This window comes from Colwellia psychrerythraea (assembly GCF_000764185.1).
GTDB lineage: Bacteria > Pseudomonadota > Gammaproteobacteria > Enterobacterales > Alteromonadaceae > Colwellia > Colwellia psychrerythraea_B.
The window spans coordinates 40,624-53,124 of sequence record NZ_JQEC01000027.1; the positions used below are offsets into that span (position 1 = coordinate 40,624).

Genomic DNA, 12,501 nt, shown 5'->3' on the forward strand with positions numbered 1-12,501 from the left:
AATGAAAAATTTACTTTCCCTTTGCTTAATAATGTTAACACTGAGTGTTTTTCTTCCTGCTGAGGCACAAGAAAAACAATCGATTTTTGATGTTTCTAATAGCAGCTTATTCAGCAATGACGACGAGTTTTTAAAGGTCGACCAAGCATTCAGCTTTAACTTTTATCAGCAAAATAACCAATTGGAAATTAGTTTTGATATTGCTCCCGAATATTACCTTTACCGCCATCAATTTAAGTTTAAAGGTAAAAACATCAATTTTACCCCTGTTACACTTCCTGTAGGTATAGACCATGAAGATGAGTTTTTTGGCATACAGAAAGTATTTACTGAGCAGTTAACCTTTAAGATAGACCTGGAACAAGTATCCAGTGATGCAAGCATCAAAATCACCTATCAAGGCTGTGCTGAAAAAGGTCTATGTTACCCACCAACAAGTAAAGTAGTCGAGTTAAGTAAAATCACGCCAGCTGCGACAGCTGCAAGCGACATGGGCAATACACTAGAAATTCAAGAGCCTGTTCAAAAAAGTGAACAACATCAGCTATCTGATATGCTTAAGCAAGAGAGTTTACTATTAACCCTTATTGCTTTTTTTGTCGGTGGTTTATTATTGTCATTCACGCCATGTGTTTTTCCGATGTACCCTATTTTGACCGGAATTATTGTTGGCCAAAGTAAACAAGGCACGCCACTAACCACAAAGAAAGCTTTTACCCTATCTTTTATTTACGTACAAGGTATGGCCGTTACTTATACTTTACTTGGCATTGTCGTTGCTTTAGCTGGCGCCAAGTTTCAAGCCGTATTTCAACACCCCATTGTACTGATTAGTTTAAGTGTATTATTCATTTTTCTAGCCTTGTCTATGTTCGGTGTCTTTAATTTAGCATTACCCGCTAGCTGGCAAACTAAGCTCAATAACATGAGTAACCAGCAAAAGGGTGGCTCAATTACCGGCGTTTTAATGATGGGGGTTATTTCTGGGTTAGTCGCCTCTCCTTGTACTACCGCACCTTTAACTGGCGCGTTATTATACATTTCACAAACAGGTGATGTTGTACTTGGTGCCTCTGCTTTATATGCTTTAAGTTTAGGTATGGGTTTACCTTTATTAGTACTAGGCAGTTCAGGCGGCAAGTTACTGCCTAAAGCTGGCGCATGGATGAATATCATCAAAAACATCTTCGGTTTACTATTACTGGCGGTACCAATATTTTTACTGGAACGTTTCATTCCTGAAGTAGCTAGTCAAGCGCTGTGGGCAATACTGATATTAGCGAGTGCTAGTTATTTTTATGTTGCCAACCAAAACCATGCTGCTGCGCAAAACCCTCAGCAAGTTAAAGGATTTTGGTATGGTTTACGTTCGTTAGTGATATTTCTAATGTTATTTTTTGGCGCTAATCTTACCTACCAGCTGGTATTCCCAAACAGTACCATTGTTACCGATGACACTCAGCATCCCAGCTTTAAACAAGTATCTTCTTTAACGCAACTGGAAGAAGAAGTGAAAAATGCCAATAATCAGGGGAAAACCGTGATGGTAGATTTGTATGCTGACTGGTGTATTGCTTGTAAAGAGTTTGAAAAATACACTTTTGTTGATGCTCAGGTACAACAAGCCCTCAGCAACAGTGTGTGGTTACAAATCGATATGACAGACTTTGACTCAGTCGATAACGATGAGCTTGTGCAGAAATATACAATCTTAGGCTTACCATCCATTTTATTTTTTGATTTACAAGGTAATGAATTAACCAAGCAACGTACAACTGGATTTATGGGTGCTAGTGAGTTTAGCGCCCATGTTCAAGCTATATTCAAATAATCTTTGCAGACTTACTAAGATAACTACGGTAGATAATGACTTAAATGATAGTCACCTAGGTATAGCTACTTAGGTGCTGGTAACTTAGCTTTTACCTAGAGAGGAATAGAGAGTAGTCAGCTTTTCTAGCCTAGTAAGGCTGACTTATTAAGATCAACTGTCACTATATAACTAAGCTGACTTACCTGCTGATAAATTATCAGGGAGTTCCTTGGCTACTCGCCAATACCCTTCCGTAGTTTGTTTATCTAACATAACGAATAATTCTTTTTCTGGGATTGGCTTAGAGTAATAATAACCTTGAATGATATCGCAATCATTTTCACTCAAACTACGTAATTGCGCCTTAGTTTCAACCCCTTCAGCTACCACCATTAAACCTAGGTTTTTAACCATGGCAATAGTTGAAGTAATAATTTGAAAGTCTGAGTGATTTTCAAGCATGCCAAAGACAAAGCTTTTATCTATTTTTATAACATCAACTGGCATTTTCTTTAAGTAAGCTAAAGAAGAGTAACCTGTGCCAAAATCATCAATAGCAAAACTAAAACCAATCTTTTTTAGAGTCTGCATCATGGCAATAGTATGATCCATATCTTTAACCAACGTTTGCTCGGTTAACTCTAATTCAAAACTATGTGCCGACAAAGAAAACTCTGACAAAAGCTCACGTAAAAAATGAGGAAGATTTGCATCAATAAATTGTCCCGCAGATAAGTTGATAGCTATGCGTATATCAGCTAATCCGTATTTATTAATTGCTTTGGTTAATTCAAAACATCGTCGGATAATCCAATACCCTAACTCAATCATGTGTTGTGAGTTTTCTAATATAGGAATGAAGTCCTCAGGAGAGATCATGCCTCTATCAGGATGCTGCCAGCGTAATAGCGCTTCAAAACCATAAAGTTTTTTAGTTTTAGCACATATTTGTGGTTGCAGGCTTAAACTAAATTGTTGTTTGGCTAGGGCTTGCCTTACTTCACCTTCGAGCATAACTCGATGAGCAACACGTTGAAACATTTCTTGATGATAAACATGATATTGACCACCACCATTATCTTTTGCTTCATACATAGCTATATCTGCATGACTAATCAAATCATCAGACTTCTCAGTTACTGACTCTGTATAAGCAATGCCGATACTGGTTGAGACATAAAAAATATTTGAGCCGAGCTTAATAGATTCTTTGAACTGTAACAGTACCCTCTCAGCAACTTCTATAGCCTCGTCAATACTTTTAAGATGACTTAGTACAATGACAAATTCATCACCACCAAAACGACTAGCTAAATCTATTTCACCAACACTCACCCTGACACGCTCAGCTGCTTGAATGAGAAGCTTATCGCCAATATTATGACCGTTACTATCATTAACCTTTTTGAAATCATCTAAATCGAGAAACAACACTGCAACGCCACTTTTATGGCGAGCAATATTGGCAAGAGATTTACGTAACTGATAGTTGAGCATATTTCTATTAGGTAGGCCTGTCAGCAGATCATACATGGCGATATTTTCTAGCTCTTTGGTCTTTTGCTCAACCACTAAGTTGAGTTGCTCTAATTCAAAACTAAGCTCTTGTGATGAACGCGCTAACACATCTAGCTCATCAGCAAACATTCGTGGCCTTTTCAAATCGACTTGGCGAAATTCATCAAACTTTTTTTGCGCTAACAGAGGTAATGCATTAGAAAGTAATAATAGTCGTTTGGTAAACGGACTAGAGATAAAATAAACAAAACCTGCCAACAAGCTAAAAATAAGGCTTAAAGATAAAATAAACCGTAACTGATAAGCATCATTTTTAGCTCTAAATGCCGTTACATCATCAATAAGTACTAGAAAAAAACCCTGATTCCCTTGCTTTGCCAGCTCAAGTAAATTTAACAAGTAGCTATTATTGTCACTATCTATTTGCAGTCCCTGCTCCAACATTGCACTCAGTGTGTCAGTTGGCTTGCCTAATGCTAACAATGATTCTGTTAGTGTCATATTAGACGCAGAAATAACCTGCGCATCAGAAGTATTCATGCCACTATCAACTTTGCTAGCGAGTCGAATAACCGCCACATCGCGATCTAAGGTTGTCTTTAGGGCAAACAGCATATCAACTAGTGAAGTACTCATAGTGACAACAACCATATCACCATTTTTATTGAGTAAAGGTAAACTCAGTAACAACTTGCAGCTTTTCGGACAATAAATCCGGTGCTCTGGCTCTTGTAGTCTAAATACTTGTGTGATGTTATTTCGTACAGCTTGCGGGAAGTCATTAGTTGCGAACAAGATATTTTGATTGTCATCTACCAGCCAAATATCTTCTACATTGAGGTGTAATTGCAAGGCATCGTATTGCTTTTCAAGCTGTTTGGTTAGCGTAGAAAAATCATCTTGCTCAGATAATTGGATCAAGTCAGTAAAAGACTCTAACCAAACAGTCAACTTAGTGCGTAATATATCATTGTGTAGGTTGACTTGCAGCTGACCTTGCACTGTATTGTTTTGCTGAAATTCACTATAGTCTTGCTGCAAACGCCAATAGGATAAAGAGGAAAACCCCACTGCTAAAAAGAGCAACGTCGATACAATTAATATCAACAACTTAGTTGGCACACCGATAAATTTTTTATTCATTACAATACTACTTCTAGAACCAGTACATCAATTGCACGGCCCACATTTGCCAATCTTCGGAGTCATTAATCGCAGGGTTTGGAGCAACCACAGGCGTTAACCTACCAGCACCTCTGACCCAGTGATATTCCGCCCGAACACTAAAGTTACTGGTAATATCATAATTAACACCAATAGTGGTATCTTTATGAAAACCAAAATAATATGGAATAGCTCCTCCTGTGCTTTCTTCCATTTCTTTTCCGTCTTTATCATCTTTATCTAGGTAGAAATCTTCATATCGAGCTAACAAAGTTAATTGTTGAGTTAGCTTGTAACGCGATTGTAAGTAAAAACCTTGGCCGACATTATCAAGCTGAAAAGCAGGAAAATAGAAACCATCGATGGTAAAACGTTGCTGATAAATCTCACCACTAAATTCCCACGCCTCACCTTCATAGATCGCATTCATGGTATAAAATTGAAAGGTAAAGTCACTATCAAAAAAGAAGTCACCATTCGCTTGACCAGCACTGTCATAGGTGAAACCAGCCTCAAGCAGAGACACACCAAAACGCCATGGTGAAAACGCTGGTTGCCAATATAAACTAGCTTGTGCATCGTAATCTTGCTCGGCACTACCTTGGGCATGTTCACTCAATATATTCTTCGTCTGTTCATCAGAGATTGGCGATGAACCATAGCTAAGTTGCAAATCAAAATTACCATATTCATCGGTACTGTGGCTTAATTTCGCCGCGATACCGTCACTACCTACGGCAATATCTCTAAAGCCATCAAAATAAACAGATTGCGGCAGAATAATACTTGGTCTAGCAAAAGGGATATCTCGAGAACTTGAATAAAGCCAGTGATTGTTTTTAAAGCGGCCTAAATAAATATTCGCTTGCCACTGCTCGTCTGTAAACGCTGACCAGTCTAACAGTGCATAATCTACCCGAGCGCCTTGCGCATAACGATTACCACCGTCTAAATAAACCACCTGGCCAGCCAAGCGAAATGTATCAGTTAATTGGTAAGTGGCATTAAGACCAATTTCAGTTAATTCCGTCGACAGTTCACCATCATCATTAACAAAATCACTACCGTTTACATCAATAAGGCCTTGAGAAATAAAGCCATGCAATTGAAAGTCTTTCGAGTTAGCATAAGTCTTCCCCTCTTCTGCTTGAACTTTAGTAGCAAAACAAGCAACCACTAAAAAAGTGCATAAAAGTGTTCTAGAAAGCAAACTTCGAGAACAATACAAATTATTAACCCTGCTAGTTAGCTCTACTGCAGCATTAGTCTTTAATTTTAACAACATTCACTACTCCTTTACGACTAACCTTCTGTTCTTCTTCCATATTTGTAACTTTTTGACTGATTTTAAAGGCCGAAATTAAGCCTTGTTCGTGCTGTTGCCTTAGTTTTATTAATGTCTTATCGCCGACATAACCAATAGCACCTGGTGTATTGATAACGGCTTGAATGAGTTCCTGTTCAGATTGAACAATTGTTGGTGCCACGCCTAAGCCTGAATAGGTCAATTTATGCCAAACACGATTTAGTTGATAAGGAAAAATTTGCAAACGTTCTTTAGCAAAACGCTGGTGCAGTGAGTGCTGGCTTGGTAATACAAATACGGTAATAGCGCGGTTATCACTCCAGCGTAATTGACGCATAGTATAGATACGCCGTAACTGTGATTTAGTTAAACTACTTTCAGCAACTTGCGGGTGAGTTACTATCTCAATTGCTAAAGCTTGTGGATTCACAAGACAAGCAAGTATGAGCATAATAATTAGGGAATAGTGTTTAATAAGGAGGCCCTATATAATAAAGCTGAACAAATGTAAAAAAACTTTTAAAAATCAATAAAGTAATAACTCTAACGTGATAATGATAGCCCAAATCACTAAAAGATCAACATCTACATTAGCCCTAAAGAGGTTTGACCAGTACTTTGCTGCTATATTCCACGAAAACACAGGCATTGTCGTCAATAAGAAAAAAAAAGCTAAAAAGTAACTTTTTGGGTTCACAGTGACGCTATTTTATGTAATTATTAGCGCCAATTATTATTTAGTAGTGATTTAGCAGAAGATGAGCGCAAAGTTTACGGTTTTAGTGTTAAATGGTCCAAACTTAAATATGCTTGGTAAACGGGAACCGACAATTTATGGTAAGCAAAGCTTATCAGATATTATCGATGAACTTAGTTTACAAGCTGCCGAAAAAGGTATTGAGCTACAACACCTGCAATCAAATGCTGAGCATGAATTAATCGATGCAATACATCACAGTTTCCAAAAAGTAGATTTTATCATCATAAACCCTGCTGCATTCACTCATACGAGTGTCGCTTTAAGAGATGCCTTACTTTCTGTCTCTATACCTTTTATAGAAGTGCATTTATCAAACGTACATGCTCGCGAAGAGTTTAGAAAACACTCTTATTTATCTGATATTGCCATTGGCGTTATTAGTGGGTTTGGCGCGCAAGGTTATAGCTTTGCACTTGACTCAGCTTATTGCTATCTAAATAAAAGCTAACACTAGCTTATCAAAACAAATAACAAAGCATTACAGTTAATGACTGATCATTAACCTATATTGAAAAATATAATTTTAACAACCCAAATTAAGGTGTCCCATGGATATTCGTAAAATAAAAAAACTTATCGAGCTTGTTGAAGAGTCTGGTATCAATGAACTAGAGATCTCTGAAGGTGAAGAGTCAGTACGCATATGTCGTGGTGGTACTGTCGTTGCTGCCCCAGTAATGCAAGCTGCTCCTATCGCTGTTGCCGCAGCTCCAGTTGCCGCAGCTCCTGCTGAAGCCGCTGCTCCTGTAATTTCTGGCCATATTGTTCGTTCTCCTATGGTTGGTACTTACTATGCATCCGCTTCACCTGATGCTCCAGCATTTGCTGAAGTAGGTAAACATGTTAATGCTGGCGATACATTATGCATTGTTGAAGCAATGAAAATGATGAACCAAATTGAAGCAGACAAGTCTGGCGTTATTAAAGAAATTTTAGCGCAAAACGAAGATGCCATTGAATTTGACCAACCGCTATTCATCATTGAATAAACCCACTGATCTTAAATAAAAGATTTCAAACATAAGGGTTATTCCATGTTAGAGAAAGTTGTTATCGCCAACCGTGGCGAAATTGCCTTAAGAATACTACGAGCTTGTAAAGAGCTTGGTGTCAAAACAGTAGCTGTTCATTCAACTGCTGATAAAAACTTGAAACACGTTTTATTGGCCGATGAAACCATTTGTATTGGTAAAGCACCTGCACCTGATAGCTACCTTAATATTCCTGCAATCATTACTGCTGCAGAAGTAACTAATGCCGTAGCCATTCATCCTGGTTATGGTTTTTTAGCTGAAAATGCTGATTTTGCTGAACAAGTTGAAAATTCTGGTTTTGCCTTTATTGGTCCAAAAGCAGAAAGCATCCGTATCATGGGTGATAAAGTTCAAGCTATCAAAGCAATGAAAATTGCCGGTGTGCCATGTGTACCGGGCTCAGATGGACCATTAGATGACGATGATGCAGTAAACAAGGCCCATGCTAAACGTATAGGTTACCCTATTATAGTTAAAGCTGCTGGCGGCGGCGGTGGTCGTGGTATGCGCGTAGTGCGCAGCGAAGAAGAATTAGTTGACTCTATTGCCTTAACCAAAAAAGAAGCCGGCACTATTTTCAAGAATGACATGGTTTACATGGAAAAATTCCTTGAAAACCCACGTCATGTTGAAATTCAAATAATGGCTGACGGCAAAGGCGCGGCAATTCATTTAGGTGAACGTGATTGTTCAATGCAACGTCGTCATCAAAAAGTAGTTGAAGAAGCTCCTGCACCAGGTATTACTCCTGAAATGCGCGCTAAAATTGGTGAACGTTGTTGTAAAGCTTGTATTGACATTAACTACCGCGGCGCGGGTACATTTGAATTCTTGTATGAAAATGGTGAATTCTACTTCATTGAAATGAATACCCGTATTCAGGTTGAGCATCCAGTAACTGAAATGATCACTGGTGTTGATTTGATCAAAGAGCAACTTCGTGTTGCTGCTGGTCAACCGTTATCTTATACGCAAGAAGACATTAAAGTTTCAGGTCATTCTATTGAATGTCGTATTAATGCTGAAGACCCTCGTTCATTTATCCCTTCACCGGGTAAAATCACCCGTTTCCACCCACCAGGTGGTTTAGGTGTACGTTGGGACTCTCATATTTATGCTGGTTACTCAGTACCACCACATTACGACTCTATGATTGGTAAACTAATCACTTGGGGTGATAACCGTGATGTAGCAATTGCGCGTATGCGTAACGCTTTATCTGAGCTAGTGATTGATGGTATTAAAACTAATATTACTTTGCATCAAGATATTTTAAGTGATCAAGGTTTTGTTAATGGCGGCGCTAACATTCATTATTTAGAGCACAAATTAGCTGAACTTGATTAGTTTTGCTAGAAACTAGCATTGCTCTCCCTAGACATCTTGTCTGTTTGAGCTAGCCTAGCTATTAAAAGCCCTGCAATTGCAGGGCTTTTTTGTTATTCTAAGCCTAAGTATATTTTAGAAAACCTTTCACTTATTTTGAGTTAAAAAGTTATGTCAGACCCCCATGTAAAACCGATTGCTCCTGCCGACGATGATTGCTGTGGCGGTGGTGCCTGTAATCCTTGTGTATGGGATGGCTACTACGCTAAATTACAATCATGGCGTATTGAGGAAGCAAAGCGCAGGGAACAAGCGGAAGCTGAGATAAAGTCAGAATAGTTCCTTACTTCAGCTAAAAGAAGTATAGTAAAAAGCCAGTAATATTAAGCTATTACTGGCTTTTTATTTCCCACTATTTTCTATGAAGAACATCTCAGATTTTCATTACACCTTGACGATACGCTTGGCAAAAGTATTTGCTTTATTAAAACCAATACTAGAATTCCTAGCCAACCTGCTAAACATCAAATAACACCAAGGTACTAGATATAAACTCGTCACGGTTGAGAAAGTTAAACCGCCGATAATTGCCACTGCCAGCGGTGCATAAGATGGACCATCACCACCAATTTGTGTAGAACCGAGTGCCAGTGGCACCATACCCAACACAGTAGTAGCCACAGTCATCAACACAGGGCGCAATCGAGTTATACATATATCAGCGATCACTGTCTCTAACTCTTCGATTTTTGGCGACATCTGGTTTATTTGATCAATGAGCACAATGCCATTGTTAACCACTATGCCCATCAGTATCAATATGCCAATCATACCCATGACCGACATGCTGCTACCGGTAAGTAAGAAAAACCAAAAGACACCAACAATTGAATAGAGAATAGAGCTGATGATTGCCGCGGGTAACAGTAACGATTCAAATAAAGCCGCCATCACTATATATATCATTGCTAAAGCCAACAGCATATTCACTAGCATAATATCTTGCTCTTGTTGTTGACGATTAAAACCACGCCCTAATTTCCAAGTGTAACCTGCTGGTAAGTTCAAAGTATCCATGGCTTGCTCAATACGTTCTTGGGCTTGCTCCATGGTTATATCATTCATGTTTGCCCCTATGGTCAAAGCGGTTTGTCGTTCTTCACGATAAATTGCCGAGAGTCTTGGCTGAACATGAAATTGAGCCACACTTTCTAGGCTAATGCTTTGCCCATCAATTTCAGTAATAGGTAGTTTTTTCAATTGATCTAACGAGTACTTCAGCCTTTCATCATAAAGCAAACGAATATTTACTTCACCATTGGGATCATGACGGAAACTACGTAGTTCAAGACCTCGCAATGCCGTACCTACTATTTGTGCCACTTGCCGTGAGTCGAGTCCCAATTGATTCGCTTTAAAACGGTCTATCACTACCACCATTTCTTTTTGATGTTGAGATATATCACTTTTTACATCCGTTAAGCCATCAACATGGGCAAGCACAGGTACAATTTGCTCAGATAGAGTCATTAACATTTCTGTTGAAGCGCCCAATAAAGTGACACTAACACCACCACTTTTAGCACTCTGCCAACCAAAGTCTGGCTTAGCTTCAGCAAATACCGGTAGGTTTTTTCTAATGCGCTCTTTTAAGTCGTTCATTGAAATATCGCGACTTTCTTTCAGTAACAAAGTAGAAGATGCACGTTCACCACTGTAGTAGCTATAAACAGACTCAATATAAAATTCTTCCTTGTTTTTATACAGGTAGTCTTCCATACGATTAACCATAGCTTCAACATGTTCAACAGGGAACTGCCCTTCAACGTGATAACGCATAAACAAGCGTGTGCCGTCTTGATTGTCATTATTATCAGAAGTAATGACTCCCATAGGAATTGCAGAACTTGCTAAAATTAGCAAAGCGACAAAGCTAGTAATTTTTGGGTGAGCAAGTACCCAGGAAAGGCTTTTTTTATAGCGCATGCCTTTTTGAGTCGTGTCCCCTCCGTCTTTATTGGGCATTGTACTACTCGTTATATTATTCGCTGCATTCGCTAGTTTTTTTGCTGTTGCTTTACTAGGTTTTGCGGCAAGACTTTCTAGTGACATTCTAGATAAACATAACGGTAATAAGGTTTTGGCAATTAATAACGATGCCGCTAATGAAATACAAATGGCAATAGCAACATGTTCTAAGAAAACAGTCAGCTGTACCTTTTCACCAATGATATTAGGCAAAAAGACTATCATAGTTGTTAACGTACCCGTCATTACCGCTAGTGATACTTTATCAACACCATTCAATATGTTTCTAATTTTTTCTTGTTTAGTACTCGCCGGATTATTGCGGTGCTCGGCGGCAATTGACTCAGTAATCACCACCGAGTTATCAACTAACATACCTACTGCTAATAACAAACCCATCATGGATAAAATATTAAGTGAGTAGCCTAAAAAGTACATAACCGCTAAGGTGATACAAATTGAAAAAGGAACTGAAGCAACCACAAGAATTGTTGCGGTAGTATTTCGAAGAAATAGAAATAACACAATGAATGATAAAACAGCACCAATACCACCGGCCATTAACAAATCAGCCAAAGAATCGGTCACACCTTTCGCTTGATCTTCCATCATAAAGATATTGATGCCATCAAACTGGGGGCTTTGCGATATTTCATCAACAGCAGTAACAACTCGACCAGCAACATCAACTAAGTTAGCACTTGATTCTTTAAATATATTAACGCCAATAGCGTAACTTCTATCTAAATGTCGACCGTCGATTCTTTCAGGTTGCTCAAATAACACCTGAGCGATATCACCAAGGTAAACATTATCTTTAACCATCAGCTCTCTGATATCTTTTAGCTGGGTATATTCTCCTTTAGGGCTAATACGAATGGTATTGGTCGCTGATTTCAATGAACCAGCATTAATAGTAAAATTATGTGCTTGCAGTAACTTGGTTAACTGCAGAATATCAACATTATGACTTGCCACGCGTTCACTTAATAAACGGATAGATATTTGCCTTTGGTCAACGCCATAAAGTTCAACTTTTGACACCCCTTGCATGCGTTCAAGTGGCTTTTTCAAATAATTATTAAGTAGTTGAAAGCTATTTTGTAATTCACGTTCACTCGAAATACGCAGTGTTAAAATAGGCATATCCGCGGTTGAGAATTGATAAACAAAAACCCGTTGTAAATCTTCTGGCAATAAGTGTCGAACTGCATCTATTTTTTCCCGCGCTTCAATCGCTTTACCGGTTAAACTACTTTCCCATTCAACCTCGATACCTATTTCGGCGCCATGCTCTGTTGAGGTAGAACTCAATCGTTGTATTCCGCCCATTGTTGCCAGTGCTTCTTCAAGTGGCTTGGTCACTAAACGCTCAACTTCAGCAGGGGTAGATGCTTGATATGGAGCACTGATCATCATTTCAGGAATGTCGATACCTGGCCATTTCTCTAGAGGCAATAGCTGAGTTGCAGCCACGCCCATCATCAACATAGTCAAACAAAGCATAAATGTTGTTACCGGCTTTTTAATAGCCAGCGCAGTTAAGTTCAAC

At 38.8% G+C, this 12,501-nt stretch carries 9 protein-coding genes; 5 read left to right on the forward strand and 4 right to left on the reverse strand.

Features of this window, described 5'->3' with window-relative positions:
* Position 1 precedes the first annotated feature (1 nt).
* Positions 2-1,831: a protein-disulfide reductase DsbD gene (locus GAB14E_RS11790; protein WP_033082335.1), complete on the forward strand. Its 1,830-nt coding sequence runs from the start codon at positions 2-4 to the stop codon at positions 1,829-1,831.
* Positions 1,832-2,002: 171 nt separating this feature from the next.
* On the opposite strand, the gene GAB14E_RS11785 is transcribed toward GAB14E_RS11790, so the two are convergent.
* From GAB14E_RS11785 to GAB14E_RS0122985, 3 genes are read right to left on the reverse strand one after another with little or no spacing between them, the layout of a single operon-like run.
* Positions 2,003-4,474: a putative bifunctional diguanylate cyclase/phosphodiesterase gene (locus GAB14E_RS11785; protein WP_052093671.1), complete on the reverse strand. Its 2,472-nt coding sequence runs from the start codon at positions 4,472-4,474 to the stop codon at positions 2,003-2,005.
* Between the two features lie 13 nt (positions 4,475-4,487).
* A complete protein-coding gene (locus tag GAB14E_RS11780; protein ID WP_033082336.1) occupies positions 4,488-5,780 on the reverse strand; it encodes a hypothetical protein in 1,293 nt (430 codons plus the stop codon).
* A complete protein-coding gene (locus GAB14E_RS0122985) occupies positions 5,758-6,231 on the reverse strand; it encodes a hypothetical protein (RefSeq protein WP_197061201.1) in 474 nt (157 codons plus the stop codon). The genes GAB14E_RS11780 and GAB14E_RS0122985 overlap by 23 nt, the downstream gene beginning before the upstream one ends.
* A gap of 328 nt (positions 6,232-6,559) precedes the next feature.
* Here GAB14E_RS0122985 and aroQ point away from each other — a divergent pair, with 328 nt between their 5' ends.
* The 4 genes from aroQ (at position 6,560) to GAB14E_RS24535 (ending at position 9,260) form a co-directional block, all read left to right on the forward strand.
* Positions 6,560-7,009, forward strand: a complete 450-nt coding sequence (gene aroQ, locus GAB14E_RS11775; RefSeq protein WP_033082337.1) for a type II 3-dehydroquinate dehydratase — start codon at positions 6,560-6,562, stop codon at positions 7,007-7,009.
* Between the two features lie 100 nt (positions 7,010-7,109).
* Positions 7,110-7,550: an acetyl-CoA carboxylase biotin carboxyl carrier protein gene (gene accB / locus GAB14E_RS11770; protein WP_033082338.1), complete on the forward strand. Its 441-nt coding sequence runs from the start codon at positions 7,110-7,112 to the stop codon at positions 7,548-7,550.
* A 45-nt stretch (positions 7,551-7,595) separates the two neighbouring features.
* Entirely contained in the window at positions 7,596-8,942 is a 1,347-nt protein-coding gene (gene accC / locus GAB14E_RS11765) for an acetyl-CoA carboxylase biotin carboxylase subunit (RefSeq protein WP_033082339.1), read from the forward strand.
* A gap of 150 nt (positions 8,943-9,092) precedes the next feature.
* Complete coding sequence (locus GAB14E_RS24535; protein ID WP_081967806.1) at positions 9,093-9,260, forward strand: oxidoreductase-like domain-containing protein; 168 nt, start codon at positions 9,093-9,095, stop codon at positions 9,258-9,260.
* A gap of 105 nt (positions 9,261-9,365) precedes the next feature.
* On the opposite strand, the gene GAB14E_RS11760 is transcribed toward GAB14E_RS24535, so the two are convergent.
* On the reverse strand, positions 9,366-12,500 hold the full coding sequence (locus tag GAB14E_RS11760) for an efflux RND transporter permease subunit (protein WP_033082356.1): 3,135 nt from the start codon (positions 12,498-12,500) through the stop codon (positions 9,366-9,368).
* Between the last annotated feature and the right edge of the window lies 1 nt (position 12,501).